Source organism: Pectobacterium hainanensis, from assembly GCF_046237015.1.
Lineage (GTDB): Bacteria > Pseudomonadota > Gammaproteobacteria > Enterobacterales > Enterobacteriaceae > JBJYIN01.
The window spans coordinates 60,540-82,918 of record NZ_JBJYIN010000005.1 but is presented as its reverse complement, the minus strand read 5'-3'; the positions used below and the strand labels follow the sequence as shown (position 1 = coordinate 82,918).

Sequence of the window (22,379 nt, the reverse complement as noted above, 5' to 3'; positions counted from 1 at the left end):
CCGAGCTTTAACGTTTTTAGATAAAAATCTATTTTTAAGGGAAAAAATTAGCATTTATCGCTAATCTTATGAGATTGTTCCCTTCCTGCTGCTGTTTAGCCTGACACGATGGTGTGTGCGGTACGGTGGGAACGATGGGAAACCCACGGTAAAAGCGGCGATATGTTAAAAGTCATGCTATAGAGTTGATGTGACAGATTGAGGTATCAGGGAGTTCAGTGACCATTCTTACAGGACAAAAACACGGCCTTTCTGGCTTTCGTGTGCCACGGTATTTTACTTTCCGCTTGTTGTACGCATTCGGTTTATCGTGCGTGTTGCTTTTCGCCCCGGCGATTCATGCCGCTAACGTTCGCCTACAGGTAACAGGTTTGGAAGGCGAGTTGCAAAAAAATGTACGGGCGCGTTTATCCACTATCGCTACTGATGAAGTCAATGCAGACGGGCGTTTCCGTGCCAGGGTTGATGAAGCTATTCGGCAGGGATTGCGAGCGTTAGGTTATTACGATCCCCAAATTGCCTTCGAATTCAGACCTGCGGTAAACGGGGGACGACCGGTTCTGATTGCCAGCGTGACGCCCGGTGAACCGGTAACCATTGCTGAGGTCAACGTAGCGTTGAACGGTGGCGCGCGTGACGATAACGATTATCAACAGATGCTGCGTGACGACCTTCCAAAAATCGGTTCAGTATTGAACCACGGTGACTACGACAGCTTTAAGAGTGGGCTGAATAATCTTTCTTTGCGAAAAGGGTATTTTGATGCGCATTTCCGGCTCAGCCAGTTGGGGATCCTGCGTGAGGAGAGAAAGGCGTTTTGGGATATCGATTTTGATAGCGGTGAGCGCTATCGCTTCGGACGCGTCCTGTTTCAGGGCGCTCAAATTCGTGATGACTATTTGCAAAATCTGGTGCCCTTTCATGAAGGAGACGCGTATTCCAGCGAAGATTTGGGGGAATTAAATCGCCGTCTATCCGCGACCGGTTGGTTTAATTCTGTCGTGGTATCGCCTGATTTTTCAAAATCGAAAACAACTAAAGTTTTACCGCTGGAAGCGGTCGTGACACCAAGAACCCGTAATCAGGTAGAAACCGGGGTTGGGTATGCGACGGACGTGGGGCCGCGTTTTAAATCAACCTGGAATAAACCCTGGCTTAACTCACGTGGACACAGTCTTGAAACGAGTCTGAGCGTGTCGGCGCCAGAGCAGTCGCTCGATCTGAGTTATAAAATTCCGCTGCTTAAGAATCCGCTGGAGCAATATTACCTGTTACAAGGTGGGTTTAAACGGGAAGATCTCAACGATACACAGTCTGATTCGACCACGCTGAATGTGGCCCGCTACTGGGATCTTTCCAGCGGGTGGCAGCGGGCGATCAATTTGCGCTGGAGTCTCGATCACTTTACGCAGGGGAGTGTGACCGATACTACGATGTTGATTTATCCCGGCGTGAGCATTAACCGGACTCGTCAGCGTGGCGGGTTGATGCCGAACTGGGGCGATTCCCAGCGTTATTCTATTGATGTTTCTGATACGGCGTGGGGATCGGATATTGATTTTGCGGTTTTCCAGGCACAAAACGTTTGGATTAGAACGCTAGCGGACAAACACCGTTTTGTCGCTCGCGGTAATCTGGGATGGATTGAGACGAATAGCTTTTCCCGCGTACCCCCTTCGTTACGTTTCTTTGCCGGTGGCGATAGAAGTATTCGCGGCTACAAGTATAAATCGATTTCGCCGCGTGACAGTGAAGGCAAACTGACCGGGGCATCCAAATTGGCGACGGGCTCACTGGAATATCAATACAACGTCACAGGGAAATGGTGGGGCGCGGTGTTCGTCGATTCCGGTGAAGCCGTGAATGATATCAAGCAAGATAATTTTAAGACCGGGGCCGGGGTTGGCGTGCGTTGGGCTTCCCCAATTGGCCCGGTTAAGTTCGATATTGCCACGCCCGTTGGCGATCCTGAGAAAAATGGCATTCAGTTTTATATCGCGTTAGGGCCTGAGCTATGACAGAAGAGACGAAAGGGAATCAGACCTCAACGCCAGACGATGCAGTGACTCCACCTGTGGCAAGACGGCGCGGTTCGTGGCTAAAGAAAGTGGGCATTGGCATAAGCGCTTTCCTGTTGTTCATCATGCTTGCATTGGTCTTGTTGGTAGGAACCACGCCAGGGCTACACCTGCTGTTAAATGGCGCGTCACGTTTTGTGCCGGGTTTGGATATTGCGAGTGTCAGCGGCGGCTGGCGCGATTTGACGCTCAAAGACGTGAGCTATCAGATGCCAGGCGTAACGGTTAAGGCGGAGCAATTTCACTTATCGCTTGCCCTCGGTTGTTTACGAAAAAGTCAGCTTTGTATTAATGATTTATCTGCAAAAAATATCGATGTGGTGGTGGATACTGCTGCGTTGCCGGCCACAGAAACACCCGTCGAGCCCAGTGAACCGCTGACGGAATTATCAGCGCCATTCCCTATCTCACTGAACGCGTTGACGTTGGATAATGTTAACGTCACGTTGGATGACACGGCGATTTCGCTGGGGTCGTTCCGCACAGGAATGCAGTGGGAAGGGCGTGCACTTTCGCTCTTGCCGACGAAAGTGAGTGCGTTGTTGGTCGCATTACCCAAAACGCCGATAGATGTGTTAGAGGACGGTAAAATAACGGCCTCTGATGTTGCTGATGTGGTGAAGGAAACCGCCGCGACGGTGCGTGACGCGGTTGAAAATGGCAATTCCCAAACGATTCAGATAGATAAAACCCTAACGGTTGCACCATCCCAGCCAAGGACGACACAGACCGAGCGCTCGACCAACGGGGCGACTGCGACACAGGAGCAGTCGTTAGGTGAGCGCTTAACTGAACTGTTTTCTAAACCTCTTCTGCCCGATTTGCCGCAGTTTACGCTACCGCTGGATTTGACCATTGCAGATATTCACGGGGAACAACTGCGGCTGACCGGCGACCAGGATATTCTGATTTCTGACCTGATCATTCAGGCTTCTACGCAAAATCAGCACTTGCAACTGGATCGATTGATTGTTCAATCGCCACAGGGTGGCCTTAATGTGCGCGGAGAGGCCACGTTAAGTGAGAATTGGCCAGTATCATTATCGGCTAATGGCGTCTTGAATGTTGCTCCGCTGAAAGGCGAAAAACTCAAGTTGACCGTAACCGGCGGGCTGCGTGAGCAGCTTGATGTGATGTTGAATTTATCCGGGCCGCAGCGGGCACAGTTGACGCTACAGACTGAATTAGCTGAAGCGGGGTTACCGCTGACGCTGACGCTGGAAACGGCACAGGTTCGCTGGCCGCTAGTCGGGGAGACGCAATATCAGGCGAATGACATCCGTCTGCGATTTAACGGCAAAATGACGGACTATGCGCTGTCATTACGCGGTGAGGTTCGTGGGGCGGATTTGCCTCTGGCTACGTTGCTGTTGGATGGCAAAGGCAATGTAGAACAATTTAACCTGTCCCGGTTGCGTATCGCTGCGTTACAGGGCAACGCCGATCTCAGTGCGGTGGTGGATTGGAGTCAAGCGATTAGCTGGCGTAGTGAATTGCTGATAAATGGCATCAATACGGCAAAGCAATGGCCGGAATGGCCAGCAAAAGTGGACGGTAAAATTGCCATACGAGGCAGTATTTATGGCGGAAGCTGGCAGCTACAGGTTCCCGAGTTGCGTTTGGATGGCAATGTAAAGGAAAACAAGCTGACGGCCAGAGGGGAATTGCGTGGTAACGCTGCCGGTCAGTGGAACATTCCGGGGATCAATCTGGCCCTTGGTCGTAACCAACTGAACGTAAAAGGTGATTTGAGCGATAAGTGGCAACTGGATGCGGATATCAATGCGCCTGGGTTGAACGGTATATTGCCGGGGCTTGCCGGGCGAGTGCTTGGCAATCTCAAGTTGCGCGGCAAACTGAACGAGCCACAGATTCTGGCCGATCTCACGGCATCGGGGTTGAGGTGGCAGACGATGACGATCGGTCAGATAAAGGTTGATGGCAACATCCGTTCTGAGTCCTCATCGTCGATAGCGCAAATTGCCGGAAAGCTGGCGGTAAGATTGGAGCAACTGCGTCAGGATGGTCTGAGTATTGGTTTGCTAACGTTGAATGCTGACGGCAATGAAAAACAGCATCAACTACAGCTGAATCTGGAGGGGGAGCCCGTTTCCGGTCAACTGGCACTGTCCGGTAGTTTTGACCGTCAGGCACAGCGCTGGCGTGGTTCACTGAGCAATATTCGGTTTGATACCCCGGTGGGAGAATGGCGTTTAACTCAGAATATGGCGTTGGATTATCAGAATGCGCAGCAGAAAATCAGTATTGGTACGCACTGCTGGCGCAATCCTAATGCCGAACTTTGCGTGCCGAAAACCATTGAAGCTGGACCGAGCGGTCAGGCCAGTATCCGTCTGAATCGTTTTGATTTAGCGATGGTTAAGCCGTTTCTCGGTGCGGATACCGCGCTGGAGGGCACAGTTAGCGGTGGCGCAGAGTTCAGTTGGCAGGCTGACCAGGGGTTGCCGCAAGCGAAAATCACGCTGGTAGGAAATAATGTGAATGTTAAGCAGCAGGTGCAGGGAAATGCGCTGCCGGTGACATTTGACACTTTCACATTGAATGCTGGTCTCGATCGGGGTCGCGCACAGCTTGGTTGGGTGATGGCGATCCGGGATAACGGGCGGTTCAGTGGCGATATTTACGTTACCGATCCGCAGGGGCGGCGTAATCTTGGTGGAAATGTCGCCATTAATTCTCTTTCTCTAACGATGCTTAAGCCGATCCTGCGCAAGGGTGAAAAGGCGGAAGGCACACTGAATGCGAACCTGCGTCTGGCGGGAAATGCAGAACGACCTCAGGTTTTTGGTCAGATGGCATTGGAAAGATTGGATGTCGATGGGAGTTGGATGCCGATAGATCTCACGACGGGACGATTGGCTCTGAGCTTCAACGGGATGTCTTCTACGTTGCAAGGGTTCCTGAAAACAGACAATGGTCAATTGAACTTGGGTGGCAACGCGGATTGGTCGCAACCTGATGCTTGGCGTGCTCGCATTGCAGCGAAAGGTCAGCGGATACGCGTTACCGTTCCGCCGACGGCACGTCTTGATGTTTCGCCGGACATCGTTTTTGAGGCGACCCCTCAACTGTTCGCATTGAATGGCTCGGTGGGCATTCCCTGGGCACGCATTGTGGTCAAGGATATGCCGGAAAGTGCGGTGGATGTCTCTTCGGATGAAGTGCTACTGGATGCTCAACGTCAGCCATTGGAGAAAGCGTCTGCATCTATTCCCATTAACAGCAATCTGGTTATTCGTGTTGGTAATGATGTGCGGTTGGATGCCTTTGGTCTGGTTGCTCGTTTGCAAGGCGACCTGAAAATGGTTCAGGACGCGCGTGGATTAGGCTTGAACGGTCAGATAGATATTCCTTCAGGACGTTTCAAGGCTTATGGGCAAGACTTGATCGTGCGCAAGGGGCAGATATTGTTCTCTGGTCCGCCGGATCAACCTATTCTGAATATTGAAGCCATCCGTAACCCTGATAGCACTGAAAATAACGTAACGGCTGGTGTGCGGGTCACGGGAATGGCCAGTACGCCGAAACTTGAAATTTTTTCCGATCCCGCCATGTCGCAGCAGGAAGCCTTGTCCTATCTGCTGCGAGGACAAGGATTAGACAGCGGTGGTGCCGACAGTTCAGCCATGACATCTGCTTTGGTGGGTTTAGGGGTTGCACAAAGTGGTCAAGTTGTGGGTAAAATCGGCGAGGCCTTTGGCGTAAGCAATTTAGCTCTGGATACACAGGGTGTTGGCGACAATTCTCAGGTTGTGGTCAGCGGTTACGTCCTTCCTGGCCTGCAAGTTAAATATGGTGTAGGCATATTTGATTCTTTGGCAACGTTAACGTTACGTTACCGTTTAATGCCAAAGCTATACTTGGAAGCGGTGTCTGGGATCAATCAGGCATTAGATGTGCTCTATCAGTTTGAGTTTTAGCGATGCGAATTATTGTCTACGGCAGTTTACGGCGTAATCAGGGAAATAGTCATTGGATGACCAACGCTCAATGGTTGGGGGATTGTCAGCTTGTCGGGTACGAGCTGTACGATCTCGGCCATTATCCGGCGGTGGTCGCGGGTCATGGGGAGATACGTTGTGAAGTCTATCGTATTAGTTCGTCAATCCTGACGGAATTGGATGCGTTAAAACGGGATGGTCACGAATATCAGCGAGAGCTGATTGCTACCCCGTTGGGCAGTGCATGGATCTATCTTTATAAGCATTCCGTCGCTGGATTGCCGCGTATCGCCAGTGGAGACTGGTTGAAACGTGATGAAGAAGTTTGACTCGTCAATCTCGTACCTTTCCGTCATCCCCGCGCAGGCGGGGATCTTTCCATTAGATAACACATTGATATCAGAAAGATTCCTGCTTTCGCAGGAATGACGGATTGGGTTTGGTGTTTTTATCGTTTTTCGTCGTGCTTACTTGTTTTTAGCACGTTCGAAAGACGCAACGATTTCTGCTTTTGCAGCTTCTACGTTGTCCCAGCCTTCAACTTTAACCCACTTGCCTTTTTCCAGATCTTTGTAGTGCTCAAAGAAGTGGCCGATCTGTGCACGCAGTAATTCAGGCAGGTCGTTAACATCTTTGATGTGATCGTATTCTTTGGTCAGTTTGCTGTGTGGGACAGCAACCAGCTTAGCATCTTCGCCCGCTTCGTCGGTCATTTTCAGTACGCCAACGGGACGGCAGCGAATAACGGAGCCCGGTTGCAGCGGATACGGGGTAGGAACCAGAACATCAACCGGATCGCCATCCAGAGACAGCGTGTGATTGATGTACCCATAGTTGCATGGGTAGAACATGGCGGTAGACATGAAACGGTCCACAAATAGTGCGCCGGTGTCTTTATCAATTTCGTATTTGATTGGATCAGCGTTAGCGGGGATTTCAATCACAACATAAATATCTTCCGGAAGGTCTTTACCTGCCGGGACATTGTTCAGACTCATGTCAGTTTCCTTTTCTCTTTTCAACATGAAATGGCGTGGCGCTCATTATAGCCAAAACGCGTCTAATGTCGCCGATTTTTAGTCGGCTTAACGGGATGGGGAAACGGCTTATTTACCCGCCGTGTCGAGCCGTGAGTGAAGGCAACCGGCGGTATTGCTTCGGCTGTACGCCGTGTACAATGGATGCTGTGCACAATGGATGTAGGAGGAAACTTATCCAGTCGTTTCTAGGAGTTATCTTTCTCCGTATCGGATGCCTTTTTTTTGCCGAGCTTATTCCAGATTTTTCCTTCCTGACCACGCCACAGACGTTGAATATTGTCGTGGTGGCGCATGAGAATCAAGCAGGACAGCATCGCTACCGGAAATGTGAATTGAGGTTTAAACCACCACACGTAGAAAGGGGCGATGAGTGCGCTGATAATGGCACCGAGAGAGGAATAACCGCTGAGCAGAACCGTCAGCAGCCAGGTGCCAGTCATGAGGCCCGTCAGATCCCAGCCGATGGGGGCAATAGCGCCGAAGGCGGTTGCCACACCTTTCCCACCACGAAAGCGAAAAAAGACAGGATAAATGTGGCCCAGACAGGCGGCGATAGCGGTCAAACCAAGATAGAGTGGCGGTACACCCAGCGCGTAAGCTGCCCAGACAGGCAACATACCTTTCAATACATCGAAAACCAATACCGTAGCAGCGGCAGCCTTACCACCGACACGCAGGACATTGGTAGCCCCTGGATTGCCTGAACCGTGTTCGCGCGGATCCGGAAGCCCTGCAATTCGACATACCAGAATCGCACTGGAAATCGAGCCACACAGATACGCGATTAGAATCATACCAAGCGCGGTTGCACTCATAACGCATTCCCGTTTAATAGAAAGCTGTTTAATCGAGAGTCATGTAATAGGGGTCGTTTTACTCTTCGCATCTGTGGATAATACGCATATTCCGTCGGAAGTGGTATCCGACAACGACAAAAACAGAGAACGGCGTGATGGATATCGTATTTATTGAGGAACTTACCGTCATTACCACCATTGGTGTTTATGATTGGGAGCAGACCATTGAACAGAAACTGGTGTTCGATATCGAAATGGGATGGGACAATCGCCGTGCTGCGGCCAGTGATGATGTGAACGACTGTCTGAGCTATGCGGATGTCAGTCACGCGGTAATTGAGCATGTCGCCGGGCAGCGTTTTGCGTTGGTGGAACGGGTAGCAGAAGAAGTGGCTCAGATGCTGATGCAGCGTTTCTCGATCCCTTGGCTGCGCATAAAAGTCAGTAAACCGGGCGCGGTCGCACAGGCAAGACAAGTTGGCGTGGTGATCGAACGCGGTACGCGATAAATCCGATTTGACTTCATTAATACTGACTTACGTGAAACTAAACGGTAATCTGAACGATCTATAACGTCTGTATCCGCCATGTTTCAAACGACAAAAGCGGCTCGCTGGGTAGCGTAGCCGCTTTTTTATGACGGGCTATCTTGCCAGTGGAACTTCCGACCTTTGCGGACATGACGGAGTTGGCGTTTATTTTTTACTGTTTCTGACAAGCGACAAAGGATTTTAGATGACAGACCTGCATTCGTTGTTCATCGCGTTTATTCTTGGGGTGGTTGAAGGGTTGACCGAGTTTCTGCCGGTTTCTTCGACAGGACACATGATCATTGTGGGACATTGGCTAGGCTTTGTTGATGAAAAAGCTAAAACGTTCGAAGTCATCATTCAACTGGGGTCTATTCTTGCCGTTGTTGTCATGTTCTGGCGTCGTTTGTTTGGGCTTATTGGTATCCACTTTGGTGAGGTGCCGCATGAAGGACAAACCACAGGCCGTTTAAAACTCACGCATATCTTGTTGGCAATGATCCCAGCAGTCGTACTTGGCCTGATTTTTCACAGTGTTATCAAATCATTGTTTACGCCGCAGAATGTGATGTATTCGTTAGTTATCGGCGGTTTTCTGCTATTGGCCGCGGAATGGCTAAAGCCAAAACAACCTCGTGCGGTTGGATTAGACGATATTACCCATCGTCAGGCCTTTATGATTGGCTGTTTCCAGTGTTTGGCGTTATGGCCAGGTTTTTCCCGTTCTGGCGCGACGATTTCCGGTGGGATGTTGATGGGCGTCAGTCGTTATGCCGCATCGGAATTCTCTTTTATTCTGGCTGTTCCTATGATGATGGGCGCAACCGTACTGGATCTTTATAAAAGCTGGCATTTCCTGTCGTTAGCTGATCTGCCCATGTTTGCGGTAGGTTTTGTGACGGCGTTTATTGTTGCGTTGATTGCGATTAAAACGTTCTTGCAGATCATCAAGCGCATCTCTTTTGTTCCGTTTGCGATTTATCGTTTTATTGTGGCGGGCGTCGTGTTTATGGTGTTTATGTAGGTCCTATTAAATGAAAGGCCACATTTCGGGTTGTTGTGGCCTTTTATTGATTATAACGCTGAGGAAGTGTCGTCCTGTTGCTGATGTTTCCATTGTTCCAGTGCTATCGTCCTGCGACGGGATAACTCGTTTCGGATTTCAATACCCTGATAACCGTCAGCGACAACCTCTGCGCTGGTAATACGGCTCGCCACGCGGAATGCTTCGCGCAGATAATCGCCCTGAGGGTAAGGGCTTTCCTCAAAACCAGCACGGCCTCTGGCATCCGCCTCACTGGTGATAGCCAATTGCTCCAGTCGTTGCGGCTTGCGCCAGACATCAACGGTATCAAACAGCTTCAATAACGTTTTAGGTTGTAATATCTGCACGGTATGTATCAGGTCATGATATTCTGCAACCAGTTTTGCTAAATCGCGTATGTGATTAGGAACACACAGGCGCTGACATAGTGACTCAACCAGTTTCACGCCCGCGGGCCCATGACCATGGTGTCGCGGCCATAATTCTGGCGGGGTCAGCCCTTTGCCGAGATCGTGACAGAGTGTGGCAAAACGAACATCAATATCCGGGCTGAGTTGAGCGGCAATCGCGAGTGTCATCAACGTATGAATACCGGTATCAATTTCCGGGTGCCATTTAGCGGGGGCAGGGACACCGTAGAGTTTATCAATCTCTGGAAATAATACGGCAAGCGCACCACAGTCGCGTAGCACCTGAAAATAAACCTGCGGTGAGCGGGTACCAAGTGCTTTTTCTGTCTCTTTCCAGACACGCTCGGGGGTGAGATAGGTCAATTCCCCCTCACGAACCATCTTTTGCATCAGTGCTAACGTTTCTTCCGCGATCTGAAAACCTAAATAGGCAAAACGAGCGGCGAAACGGGCAACGCGTAACACCCTTAGTGGATCTTCACTAAAAGCATCAGAGACATGACGAAGCAGGCGATTCTCCAGATCATGGCGGCCACGATAGGGATCAACTAATCTGCCCTGTTCAGTTTGCGCCATGGCATTAATGGTCAAATCCCGGCGAAGCAAATCCTGTTCCAGCGTGACATCTGGCGCAGCATAACAGGAGAATCCGGTATAACCTTTGCCCGATTTTCTCTCCGTACGCGCTAGCGCATATTCGTCACGACTGACTGGGTGTAAAAAAACAGGAAAATCCTTTCCTACCTGCTGATAACCCTGTGACAGGAGTTGTTCGGGGGTCGCGCCAACGACCACCCAATCTTTATCGGTGACAGGTAAATTAAGCAGGCTGTCCCGAACAGCACCGCCGACAAGATAAATATTCAATGACGGGCTCCTGAGAGAGATAATGATAGGCATGTCATACTAGCATTTTTGACACGTTACCCCATCCAACGATCGTTCTTTTTTCTCCGCGGAATAATGTGCGGGAGAAGGAGACCCAATAACAATCCGACGCCAGCGACGCCTCCACCGTACATAAACCATTGCAAAATGATCGTTCGTTGTTTGTCATCAAGTTGCACATTGGCGGCACTGACTTTCTTTTGTGCAACAATGAGCTGGTTTTTTAGCTCCTGATTTTCGTTACGCAGTCCATCTATAATCGCGTCGCTGGCGGCAACTTTTTGCTGCATATCCGCAGTACGCTGATTCCATGTCTGGTCGATGTTTTTCAGTTTGTCCGTCAGCTCATTGACCTGCTTTTCCAATTCGGGAACACGAGTACGCAGGCTTGGCATCTCGCTTAGCTGAGCGAGCGGGATCCAACTGGTACGATTCTTATCATCGCGGATTTGCGCATAGCCAGCCCCTTCGTTGACACTGAGCACGGTAACCTGATCGCCCGCGTTCAGCGTACCGACAATACGATATTGGTTACCTGGACCGCTGTGGATATAGGTCAGTAACTCATCGGAAACATAGCGTTTTTCTTCAGCATGAGCCGTCAAACTCAACGTGAAGGTCATCAAGGTAAAGCAAACGAGGCGTAATTTCTGCATAAGATCATCATGTTGCGAGATTGTGGGCTGATAGTAGAGGCTTAAGTCTGACGAGGCAATGATTAAACCGAAATGAGAACTATCTTACTCTTGGAAGGGCAGACGGACGGCTCGTCCCAGAACCGTATTTTTCCGGTCATTCAGCAGGAAATAGCGCTCTGAATGCGGGTAAGAAATGCGCGTTTGTTCGCAGGTAAAAAAGGAGCAGTGGCAAGCCGACGTAAAATGTTATTTACTGGCGTGATTGGTGTTAAGCAGGCGAATGAATGTGATGAGTGAAGAAATAGAACTGAAATTTATTGTGCGCCCTGACTATGTGGATGCGTTGCGCGAACAGCTTGCTGATTGGCAGCGGGAATATAGTCAGAGCGAATACTTCCGGGCGCGTCGGTTGACGAACACCTACTATGAAACAGCCGATAATTATTTGCGTCAGCATGGCATTGGTCTGCGCATTCGTGGCGAGAATGAATGCTACGAAATGACAGCTAAAACGGCAGGCAAAGTGGTTGGCGGGTTACATCAGCATCCGGAATATAACATTGAGCTAGAAAAAGCTGAGCTGGATCTTAGCTTATTACCTGCGGATATCTGGCCAGAACATTGTGATCTTGTTGCCCTACAGCAATCATTGGTGCCGCTATTTAGCACCGATTTTTCACGAGAAAAGTGGGTGATCACTTACTACCAGAGCATTATTGAGATTGCTCTCGACCGTGGAGAAATTCGGACTGGTGAATTGAGTGAACCGCTTTGTGAGCTTGAGATGGAGCTCAAAGTTGGGCAAACGTCACATTTGCTTGAGTTAGCTCAAGAAATTGCTGATTTTGGCGGGTTGCGGCAAGGAAGTCTCAGCAAAGCGGCACGGGGATATCATCTCGCGAAAGGGAACCCGATACGCGAGTGCCGTCCTGTCACTGTCCTTGCGGTAGAACCGAAAACCAATATCGATAGAGCGGTGGGGGCTGCGCTGGAATATGCATTGGCGCATTGGCAATATCATGAAGAATTGTGGGTAAGGGGGAATACGTCAGCGCGCCAAGCCTTACCTCAGGCGAGTGCATTGATTCGGGAGATGTTGGTATTGGTCGGAGGGCTGGTTCCCCGTAAGGTCACGACGTTGTTCCGGGCGGCGCTGAGCAGTTTGGAGGCAAAAATTGAAGGGACCGATGATGCTGAAACGGTGTGCTACAGCGTAGAGTATCTGAAAAGTAAGCTAGTACTCACATCGTGGTTGATTAAAGCAGGCTGGCGCGACTATATGGATAACAAAGATCGCATCCGGTTGCAGGGTTCCTACAAACGTTTTGCCGATATTATGCTGAGCCGAAGTGCGGCCGATCTGCGAAGTACATTCAATAATTCGCTGAGTGAAATGCAATATGAACAGCAATTGCCGCGGTTGCGTCGTAACATTTTTGCTTTCTATTTGTTATCTGGCGCTTATCCGGTAGAACAGGTGGAAACGTACATTGAACGCTGGCGAGCCCTCATTCATGCTATCGAACAGTTTACTATTGGGCATTCTCCCTCGACTTATCTGGAAACCTGTCGTAAACATGCGTTGGATCAGTCGCCATTCTGGTTGAATAGTGCCGGAAATTAACCGTTAATCGCCGTCATCCGCCAACGATAGTGGGTGACGCACCAAGGGAATCACCATGCCGATACTTCCTTCGCCATCGTTGCCCGCATTATTGGCGGAACAGGCTCAACAGATGTTGTTGCGTTTACCGCATTCGCTTCCCCATGTAGAGCCGGTTACCGAGTCCGATCTCGCGGTGTTGGCATTAAGCGATTTCGTCAGCGATGCGTTGGCCATGTATCCAGAATGGTGGGAAATACTCCATCAGCAACCACCACAGCCGGAAGAATGGCGGCACTATCCTGACTGGTTGAGCACTGCGTTAGCTGATGTGAGTGATGAAGCGGCGCTGATGCGCGTGTTGCGCCAGTTTCGCCGACGGATTCTGGTCCGGGTTGCTTGGTCACAGACATTAGGTACCAGTACGACTGAACAAACGCTTAAGCAACTGAGTGAGTTGGCCGAGACATTAATTATCTTTGCTAGGGACTGGTTGTATCAGGCATGTTGCCGCGAATGGGGAACACCTTGTAATGCTCAAGGGGACGCTCAGCCTTTGCTCGTGCTGGGCATGGGAAAATTAGGAGGAGGGGAATTGAATTTCTCTTCCGATATCGATTTGATTTTTGCTTACCCGGAGAATGGTCAGACACAAGGTGGTCGGCGTGAATTGGATAATGCCCAGTTCTTTACCCGATTGGGACAACGGTTAATCAAGGTTCTGGATCAGCCAACTGTCGATGGCTTTGTCTATCGTGTCGATATGCGTTTGCGTCCCTTTGGAGACAGCGGTCCTTTGGTCCTCAGTTTCGCCGCAATGGAAGATTATTATCAGGAGCAGGGGCGTGATTGGGAACGCTATGCGATGGTTAAGGCTCGACTGCTGGGGAGCAGGGATGATGCCTATAGTCAGGAACTACGTAACACGCTGAAGCCTTTTGTTTTCCGGCGTTACATTGACTTCAGTGTTATCCAATCATTGCGCAACATGAAAAGTATGATTGCTCGTGAAGTGCGTCGTCGGGATTTACGCAACAATATCAAACTGGGCGCGGGCGGAATCCGCGAAATTGAATTTATCACTCAGGTTTTCCAACTGATTCGCGGTGGCCGTGAACCTGGCCTGCAACAGCGTGCTTTGCTGCCAACGCTCCAACATGTCGGAACGTTGGGTCTGTTAACGCCAGATCAGGTGATTGCACTCAGCGAGTCTTATCTGTTTTTACGTCGTCTGGAAAATTTGTTGCAAGCGATTGCTGATGAGCAAACGCAAACCTTACCTGCCGATGAGCTTAACCAGCATCGATTGGCGTGGGGAATGGGGTGTAGTGATTGGACCGCGCTGCAAAGCATATTAGCGCGGCACATGCAGTCGGTGCGCGATGTCTTCGATGATTTAATCGGCGATGATGCGCCAGACGGTAATGATATCCCTGAACACGCCAGTTATAGCAGCTTGTGGCAGGATACGCTGGACGATACTGATTTGGCGCCGTTGACTCCTCATCTAACGGAGGGAGTACGTGAGAAATTACTACGCGCCATTATCGGGTTTCGGCAGGATGTCGCGAAACGGACGATTGGGCCGCGTGGTCGGGATGTTCTGGACCAGTTGATGCCGAACCTGCTGGCAGAAGTGTGTATCCAGCAGGATGCCGATACCATCCTGTTACGTTTAACCCCGCTTTTACTGGGGATTGTGACGCGTACAACCTATCTGGAATTATTACTTGAATCTCGCGCGGCACTGGCTCAACTGATTCGGTTGTGCGCGGCCTCGCCCATGGTGGCCAGTCAGTTAGCGCATTACCCGCTGTTATTGGATGAACTGCTTGATTCTGCAACATTATATCAGCCGGTTGCGTTAGAGGCGTACTCTGATGAGTTGCGTCAATATCTGATGCGTGTTCCTGAAGAAGATGAAGAGCAACAGTTGGAAGCGGTGCGCCAGTTCAAACAGGCGCAACAACTGAGAATTGCTGCGGGAGATATTGCCGGCGTGCTTCCGGTAATGAAAGTAAGCGATCACTTAACCTATTTAGCTGAAGCGATTATTGCTGCCGTTGTGCAACAGGCATGGGGGCAAATGGTGGCGCGTTATGGTCAGCCGTCACATTTGCAACAGCGTGAAGGCCGTGGTTTTGTCGTTATTGCCTATGGAAAACTAGGCGGTTGGGAGTTGGGTTACAGCTCAGATCTTGATTTGGTTTTTTTGCTTGATTGTCCACCTGATGTCATGACGGAGGGGGAACGTAGTATTGATGGTCGTCAATTCTATCTACGCCTTGCCCAGCGTGTTATGCATCTGTTCAGTACGAGAACATCGTCCGGTATTTTGTATGAGGTTGATGCGCGTCTGCGGCCTTCGGGGGCGGCAGGTATGTTAGTGAGCACCATTGACGCATTCGATGAATACCAGCGCAATGAAGCCTGGACTTGGGAACATCAGGCTTTGGTACGGGCACGTATGGTTTATGGTGAATCAGGTGTACAAAAGCAATTTGAGTCTATCCGACGAGCCATCCTTTGCCGGGAGCGCGACGCAGAGATGTTGCGCAAGGAAGTCCGCGATATGCGCGAAAAAATGCGTCAGCATCTGGCAAATAAAGACAGTACGTTATTCGATTTGAAAACGGATGCGGGTGGCATTACGGATATCGAGTTTATCGCGCAATATCTGGTGTTGCGTTACGCGGCACACGAGCCACGCCTTACTCGTTGGTCTGATAATGTTCGTATTCTTGAATTGATGGCGCAGTATGGTGTGATGGAAGAACGTGAGGCGAATGCCCTAACGCAGGCGTATGTCACGTTACGGAATGAATTGCATCATTTGGCATTGCAGGAACTATCCGGTCGTGTCAGTCAGGATCGATTCGTTGCTGAACGACAGCAGGTGCAACAAAGCTGGAATAAATGGTTAGGCTGAGGCTGTGATATTATCACGCGCAATATGCGAAATAAGTTTGGAGTATGGGATGAAAGTTACGCTACCTGACTTCCGCCAGGCGGGAGTATTAGTGGTCGGTGATGTGATGTTGGATCGTTATTGGTATGGGCCAACCAGCCGCATTTCCCCTGAAGCCCCGGTGCCTGTCGTCAAGGTTGACACCATTGAGGAACGTCCCGGTGGCGCAGCAAATGTGGCGATGAATATTGCATCGCTGGGAGCTGGCTCCCGTTTGGTTGGCTTGACGGGAATTGATGATGCGGCGCGAGCGCTAAGCGCGAAGCTCAACGAAGTTAACGTGAAGTGTGATTTTGTGTCCGTGCCGACGCATCCAACGATTACTAAACTGCGCGTGTTGTCTCGTAATCAACAGCTTATTCGTCTGGATTTTGAAGAAGGGTTTGATGGCGTCGATCCACAACCCATGATCGAACGTATCCAACAGTCGCTACCTCATATCGGTGCATTGGTCTTGTCCGACTACGCGAAAGGGGCATTGGCTCATGTTCAAACAATGATTCAAACCGCAAAGGCTGCGGGCGTACCTGTGTTAATCGATCCTAAAGGCACGGATTTTTCACGTTACCGTGGTGCAACCTTGCTGACGCCTAATTTATCCGAATTTGAAGCCGTTGCGGGTCGTTGTAAAAATGACGATGAATTGGTTGCTCGTGGAATGGTGTTAGTCGCCGACTATGAACTATCTGCGCTGCTGATTACCCGCTCAGAGCAAGGTATGACGTTATTACAACCGGGTAAAGACCCGCTGCATTTACCCACTCAGGCACAGGAAGTGTATGACGTGACGGGGGCGGGGGATACGGTGATTGGTGTACTTGCGGCCTCATTGGCGGCGGGTAACACGCTAGAGGAAGCCTGTTTCCTGGCTAACGCTGCCGCTGGTGTCGTTGTCGGTAAGTTGGGAACATCAACCGTCACGCAGATTGAACTGGAAAATGCGATTCGGGGTCGTGCTGAAACCGGGTTTGGCGTAATGAGTGAGCAGCAACTAAAGGATGCTGTTGAACTGGCGCGTCAGCGTGGCGAAAAGGTCGTCATGACAAATGGTTGTTTTGACATTCTTCATGCCGGACACGTTTCTTATTTGGCCAATGCCCGTAAACTTGGCGATCGATTAATTGTCGCAGTAAACAGTGATGCTTCCACACAGCGTCTGAAAGGGCCTACCCGCCCTGTGAACCCATTGCCGCAGCGGATGATCGTGCTGGGTGCACTGGAATCGGTAGACTGGGTTGTTCCTTTTGAAGAGGATACGCCGCAACGCCTGATTGCAGAGATCTTGCCTGATGTCCTGGTGAAAGGTGGGGATTACCAACCGCACCAAATTGCAGGTAGTGAAGAAGTGTGGGCGAATGGTGGGGAGGTCAAAGTGCTAAACTTTGAAGATGGTTGTTCTACGACCAATATTATCAATACGATTAAAGCCAGCCAGTCTAAATAGTCTACTAGGCTGATTGGAGAGCCGGTTTGAATAGATCGTCAGCCAATATTCAAGTTGGTCTGAGCCGTAAGTGAATGAATACCGATCGTTGTAGCGTATTACCCGGTCGGTACTCATGAAAATCATGACGCCGAGATGGCAGCACGTCAGATAAAACAGGTATGAAACCAGTGAAGAAAGAACCAGCCGAAGTGAATGCGGTCGCACTGCGGGTAGCGGAGTTGCGTCGAGTATTACGCCACCATGAGTACAAATATCACGTTGAGGACGCACCAGAAATACCCGATGTTGAATACGACAAACTCATGCAGGAGCTGAAAGCACTGGAAGCGATGAACCCTGAACTGGTGACCAGTGACTCTCCTACACAACGTGTTGGCGCAGCACCATTGTCGGCATTTGAACAGGTTCGCCATGAAGTCCCCATGCTGTCGCTGGATAATGTGTTTGATGAAGAGAGCTATCTGGCGTTCAGCAAGCGAATTGGCGACAGGTTGAAAAACGCTGATGACCTGACATTTTGCTGTGAATTAAAGCTGGATGGTTTGGCCGTTAGCTTGTTGTATGAAGACGGTGTTTTGGTGCAGGCGGCGACACGTGGCGATGGTACAACCGGTGAAAATATCACCAGTAATATCCGTACTGTAGGGGCGATTCCCTTACGTCTTGAGGGCGATAATATTCCTCGTCGTGTTGAAGTGCGCGGTGAAGTGTTCATGAAGCACCGTGGTTTTGAAAAACTGAACGAGGAAGCGCGACGCACCGGCGGTAAAGTGTTCGCCAACCCGCGTAACGCGGCGGCTGGATCGCTGCGGCAGCTCGATCCTCGTATAACGGCTAAACGCCCTCTGACGTTTTTTTGTTATGGCGTCGGTTTACTGGAAGGTGGTGAACTGCCAGCAAGCCATTGGGAGCGCCTGAATCAATTCAAAATGTGGGGGCTGCCAGTTAGTGACAAAATTAAGCGATGCACGGGTTCCTCCGAGGTACTTGATTTTTATCGGCAGATCGAACAAACCCGTAGTTCTTTAGGGTTTGATATTGACGGCGTGGTTGTCAAAGTTGATTCGCTGGATTTACAAGAGCGATTAGGGTTTGTTGCACGAGCGCCGCGCTGGGCTGTGGCTTTCAAGTTTCCGGCCCAGGAACAGTTGACCTGGGTGCGCGATGTGGAGTTTCAGGTTGGTCGGACCGGTGCGATTACGCCAGTCGCACGTCTGGAGCCTGTCGCCGTTGCTGGTGTGATTGTAAGTAATGCGACATTACATAACGCGGACGAAATTGAGCGCCTGAGTTTACAGATTGGCGATCGCGTGATTGTGCGTCGTGCGGGTGACGTGATCCCTCAGATCGTTGGTGTGGTCGAATCTGAACGTCCTCAAGATACTCGACCTATCGTTTTCCCTCTTGCTTGCCCCGTGTGCGGATCTGATGTTGAGCGTGTAGAAGGCGAAGCGGTTACGCGGTGTACCGGAGGATTGATCTGTGGCGCACAACGTAAAGAGGCGTTGAAGCATTTTGTTTCCCGTCGGGCGCTGGATGTTGACGGTATGGGCGATAAAATCATCGATCAACTGGTGGAGAAACAATATGTTGAAACGCCAGCCGATCTGTTCCGCCTAACCGCCGGTATCCTGACCGGGCTTGATCGTATGGGGCCAAAGTCAGCGCAGAATTTGGTGAATGCGTTACAAAAAGCAAAAAGCACCACGCTGGCAAGGTTCCTGTATGCACTGGGCATCCGTGATGTGGGTGAAGCGACGGCCGCTAATCTGGCAGCACATTTTGGTTCTCTTGATGCGCTATTCGCTGCTGATGAAGATGCGTTACTTGAGGTACCTGATGTGGGGAAGGTTGTTGCAGCGCATGTGCGCCATTTCCTCAATGAAGATCATAACCAAAAAGTGATCCACGAGTTAATCGATCCCGATGATATCAATGTTCACTGGCCTGCACCTGTTATGGTTAAAGCTGAAGAAATTGATAGCCCGTTTGCGGGGAAAACGCTGGTGTTAACGGGGTCATTGAGTATTTTATCGCGTGATGAAGCCAAAGATCGCCTAACGGCATTAGGTGCTAGGGTGAGTGGTAGCGTATCAAAGAAAACGGATATGGTGATCGCGGGTGAGGCGGCTGGATCTAAATTGACTAAGGCGCAGGAACTGGGGATCCAGGTTATTGATGAAGCAGAAATGATTCGCCTGCTTGGGGTATAAACGAATGGAAAAAGAGGATCTGCTTGAGATTGCCAATATGCAGATGCCTTTTGGCAAATATCAGGGTCGTGCACTGATCGATCTGCCAGAAGAATATCTCTTATGGTTTGCCCGCAAAGGCGAGTTTCCACAAGGGCGTTTAGGTGAACTGATGCAATTGACGCTGGCGATAAAAATAGAAGGTTTGCAAGGTTTAGTTAAACCGCTGAAGCGAACAGGAACAAGCAGTTCTTGAATGAAGTAAGGCATCGTTTAACGATGCCTATACCCGTCATACTTCAAGCTGCTTGTGCGTTGGCTGCCCTTACTCACCCCAGTCACTTACCTGAGTAAGCTCCTGGGGATTCGTGCGGTTGCCGCCTTCACGCAACTTGAATTATTTTGGGTATATACAACTTCTTATGGTGGAAGCGAGACTAAACGTAGATATTAATCTGGCTTTTTTCATCAGGAAGGTTAACACCTTCCGGTTTAGTTAGCTGAATCGCCGCGTCAGTTGAGCTTGATGTGAGTTCACTTTTTGAGGCTTCGCTTTGCAACCGAGCAATTTGAGCTTGTAAAGCTTGAATTTGCGCCTGAATCATTTGTTGCTGTTGTTCAATTTGCTGACGTTCTTCATCTGTTTTTGCTTCAGCTGCCGACTTTGTTAGCTTAGTCACCTGTTTTGTCAGGGTTTGGATTTGTTTATTTAACTGTGCAATTTGTTGTTCGCTATTGCTGTTATTACTGGCTGATGTCGATATGCTCACGCTGCTAATGGTATTTGACATATTCCCTCCAGAAAAGATGTCCATAGGTATAACTACTATCGACAATTTAACCATCTTCATCAGCTAAATATTGTAGGAAATGAGAATGATCATCACAGTTTTATTACACTAAATGTAACTAAATGTTTTTTCTAATTACCATAAACGTTAATGGCGCTGTTCAACCGCGTCGCCTGACGGTTTAGCCCTTCTGCTGCTTCGGTGGAGTGTGTCACCATATCGGTATTACGCTGCGTCATTTCTTCTATTTGGGCAATAGATGTATTGATCAATCCCAGCGCCGATGTTTGTTCGCGGGTCGCGGTACTGATTTCCTTAAGCATGGTTGAAACCTGCAAAACGTCATTCACCATCTCGTGAATATGTTTGCCTGCATTTTCCACCATTACGCTGCCAGAATTAACGCTTTCCACGTTGGCATCAATCAGGGTTTTGATCTCTTTTGCTGCGGAAGCTGAGTGTTGTGCAAGGTTACGGACTTCTGCTGCGACCACGGCAAATCCCCGCCCTTGTACGCCCGCGCGGGCTGCCTCTACGGCAGCGTTCAGCGCGAGGATATTGGTCTGAAACGCAATACTGTCGATGACGCTGATAATATCGACAATTTTATTGCTGGCATTGGAGATAGAATCCATCATTCCAATGGTTTCCTTCATGATTTCCCCGCCTTTTAATGCCGTATCACTCGCTAGTTCAGCCATTCGAGTTGCTTGCGTCGTTGTTTCCGAACTCTGCTGTACCGCTACGGTTATCTGTTCAATGGCGGCCGCCGTTTGTTGTAAATTAGCGGATGTTTCTTCGGTTCGGGTGTTCAGTGCGACATTGTTTTCTGCCAATTTGTGGCTGACATCCGTTATGCCCTGAACCTGAGTACTGACATCATCGACCAAAGAATGCAAATTCAGTCCAAATTGATTGATTGCGCGTAGCAACAAGCCAATTTCATCAACCCGGTTCAAGTGCATGTGTTTCACTTTCCGGCCAGAAACGACGTGTTGCGCCTGTTTTAAAATCATGCCCAGTGGGTTAGCGATTTGTTTTTGTAAGAACGTGTCGAGCAGCACGACGAGGATAAGCGCGAGTGCGGTCAGCCACAGTGGGCTAACGCCCATGAGTGCCAGTAATGCAGGGAAAATACCTGCGCTCAAAATAGCTAGGCGTAGTCGCCAACGGACAGAAAGCTTTTGAAAGAGAGACAGTGGTGCGAATAGACCCGTTCTGACAACTAGCCCCTTGTAAAATTTACGATTTTTAATCTGCTTTTTCTGTACGGCTGCATACAGCGATTCAGCGAATTTGATTTCATCCGCGGCAGGGGTATTGCGAACGGAAATATAGCCAGTTAGTCGGTCTTGATGATAAACCGGCGTGACGTTGGCGCGAACCCAATAATGGTCACCGTTGTTGCGTCTGTTTTTCACTAATCCGGTCCAGCTATCACCCTGTTTTAAGGTAAACCACATGTCAGCAAACGCTTCCATGGGCATATCAGGATGACGAACGACGTTATGTGGTTGGCTAATTAGTTGATCTTCAGAGAATCCGCTTACTCTGATAAATGCAGAATTTGCATAGGTAATATGACTTTGAGTATCTGTTGTGGACATTAGTGTTGTGTCCATGTCCAGCAGATACTCCTGCTGCGTAACAGGTGTATTCAACCTCATTGGAAGCCCCGGTGTACCTAATTGCTGTTTAAATGAATGCGCATTTTTGGGTTATTGTCCGTAAGGATGCGTTCTTCGTTAATCTATATCCGTCATACTTCAAGGGACATGTGCGTTGTCTACCCCAGTCTAACTATCTGGTAAGACACTGTTTTTTATTTTTCAGCACATGAGCGCTTGTTCTTCGATCTTAATTATTTCGCGATATATTCAAATTGATATGCTGGTTTTTTGTGAGTTATCCATTCGCGATTATTGGATACCCATATGATAAATAACGTTATTGTTTGTAACAAAAATGTCATTAAATACTCTCATACGAG

16 protein-coding genes are annotated in these 22,379 nt (G+C 49.6%); 10 read left to right on the top strand and 6 right to left on the bottom strand.

Going from position 1 to position 22,379, the window contains the following annotated elements; genetic code table 11:
- Window positions 1–287 precede the first annotated feature (287 nt).
- From tamA to ACKPVM_RS06590, 3 genes are read left to right on the top strand one after another with little or no spacing between them, the layout of a single operon-like run.
- On the top strand, window positions 288–2,018 hold the full coding sequence (tamA, locus tag ACKPVM_RS06600; protein ID WP_409308239.1) for an autotransporter assembly complex protein TamA: 1,731 nt from the start codon (window positions 288–290) through the stop codon (window positions 2,016–2,018).
- Entirely contained in the window at window positions 2,015–6,019 is a 4,005-nt protein-coding gene (gene tamB, locus ACKPVM_RS06595) for an autotransporter assembly complex protein TamB (protein WP_498044271.1), read from the top strand. Before tamA ends, tamB begins: the two co-directional genes overlap by 4 nt.
- Window positions 6,020–6,021: 2 nt before the next feature.
- Complete coding sequence (locus tag ACKPVM_RS06590) at window positions 6,022–6,369, top strand: gamma-glutamylcyclotransferase family protein (protein ID WP_409307957.1); 348 nt, start codon at window positions 6,022–6,024, stop codon at window positions 6,367–6,369.
- Window positions 6,370–6,507: 138 nt separating this feature from the next.
- Here ACKPVM_RS06590 and ppa read toward each other — a convergent pair whose 3' ends face one another.
- Both ppa and plsY read right to left on the bottom strand, forming a co-directional pair.
- Window positions 6,508–7,038, bottom strand: a complete 531-nt coding sequence (gene ppa, locus ACKPVM_RS06585; RefSeq protein ID WP_409307955.1) for an inorganic diphosphatase — start codon at window positions 7,036–7,038, stop codon at window positions 6,508–6,510.
- 227 nt (window positions 7,039–7,265) lie between these two features.
- A complete protein-coding gene (plsY, locus tag ACKPVM_RS06580; protein WP_409307954.1) occupies window positions 7,266–7,895 on the bottom strand; it encodes a glycerol-3-phosphate 1-O-acyltransferase PlsY in 630 nt (209 codons plus the stop codon).
- Window positions 7,896–8,032: 137 nt separating this feature from the next.
- Between plsY and folB the strand changes: the two genes are divergently transcribed.
- Window positions 8,033–8,386 carry a bifunctional dihydroneopterin aldolase/7,8-dihydroneopterin epimerase gene (folB, locus tag ACKPVM_RS06575; protein WP_409307952.1) on the top strand — a complete coding sequence of 118 codons (354 nt, stop codon included), beginning with the start codon at window positions 8,033–8,035 and terminating at the stop codon, window positions 8,384–8,386.
- Between the two features lie 226 nt (window positions 8,387–8,612).
- On the top strand, window positions 8,613–9,431 hold the full coding sequence (bacA, locus tag ACKPVM_RS06570; protein ID WP_409307950.1) for an undecaprenyl-diphosphate phosphatase: 819 nt from the start codon (window positions 8,613–8,615) through the stop codon (window positions 9,429–9,431).
- A gap of 50 nt (window positions 9,432–9,481) precedes the next feature.
- Here the strand turns inward: bacA and ACKPVM_RS06565 are convergent, their stop codons facing one another.
- Complete coding sequence (locus ACKPVM_RS06565; protein WP_409307948.1) at window positions 9,482–10,729, bottom strand: multifunctional CCA addition/repair protein; 1,248 nt, start codon at window positions 10,727–10,729, stop codon at window positions 9,482–9,484.
- A gap of 56 nt (window positions 10,730–10,785) precedes the next feature.
- Complete coding sequence (locus ACKPVM_RS06560; RefSeq protein WP_409307946.1) at window positions 10,786–11,406, bottom strand: TIGR04211 family SH3 domain-containing protein; 621 nt, start codon at window positions 11,404–11,406, stop codon at window positions 10,786–10,788.
- A 271-nt stretch (window positions 11,407–11,677) separates the two neighbouring features.
- Between ACKPVM_RS06560 and ACKPVM_RS06555 the strand changes: the two genes are divergently transcribed.
- From ACKPVM_RS06555 to ACKPVM_RS06535, 5 genes are all read left to right on the top strand, one after another.
- Window positions 11,678–13,012, top strand: coding sequence for a CYTH domain-containing protein (locus ACKPVM_RS06555; protein ID WP_409307945.1), 1,335 nt, complete (start codon window positions 11,678–11,680; stop codon window positions 13,010–13,012).
- Window positions 13,013–13,073: 61 nt separating this feature from the next.
- Window positions 13,074–15,920, top strand: a complete 2,847-nt coding sequence (glnE, locus tag ACKPVM_RS06550; protein WP_409308236.1) for a bifunctional [glutamate--ammonia ligase]-adenylyl-L-tyrosine phosphorylase/[glutamate--ammonia-ligase] adenylyltransferase — start codon at window positions 13,074–13,076, stop codon at window positions 15,918–15,920.
- Window positions 15,921–15,969: 49 nt separating this feature from the next.
- Complete coding sequence (gene hldE / locus ACKPVM_RS06545) at window positions 15,970–17,403, top strand: bifunctional D-glycero-beta-D-manno-heptose-7-phosphate kinase/D-glycero-beta-D-manno-heptose 1-phosphate adenylyltransferase HldE (RefSeq protein ID WP_409307943.1); 1,434 nt, start codon at window positions 15,970–15,972, stop codon at window positions 17,401–17,403.
- Window positions 17,404–17,564: 161 nt separating this feature from the next.
- Window positions 17,565–19,619, top strand: coding sequence for an NAD-dependent DNA ligase LigA (ligA, locus tag ACKPVM_RS06540; RefSeq protein WP_409307941.1), 2,055 nt, complete (start codon window positions 17,565–17,567; stop codon window positions 19,617–19,619).
- Between the two features lie 4 nt (window positions 19,620–19,623).
- Complete coding sequence (locus tag ACKPVM_RS06535) at window positions 19,624–19,854, top strand: DUF3820 family protein (protein WP_409307939.1); 231 nt, start codon at window positions 19,624–19,626, stop codon at window positions 19,852–19,854.
- 181 nt (window positions 19,855–20,035) lie between these two features.
- On the opposite strand, the gene ACKPVM_RS06530 is transcribed toward ACKPVM_RS06535, so the two are convergent.
- Together ACKPVM_RS06530 and ACKPVM_RS06525 are read right to left on the bottom strand one after the other, a co-directional pair.
- Window positions 20,036–20,389 carry a FlxA-like family protein gene (locus tag ACKPVM_RS06530; protein ID WP_409307938.1) on the bottom strand — a complete coding sequence of 118 codons (354 nt, stop codon included), beginning with the start codon at window positions 20,387–20,389 and terminating at the stop codon, window positions 20,036–20,038.
- A gap of 131 nt (window positions 20,390–20,520) precedes the next feature.
- Entirely contained in the window at window positions 20,521–22,056 is a 1,536-nt protein-coding gene (locus ACKPVM_RS06525; RefSeq protein ID WP_409307937.1) for a methyl-accepting chemotaxis protein, read from the bottom strand.
- Between the last annotated feature and the right edge of the window lie 323 nt (window positions 22,057–22,379).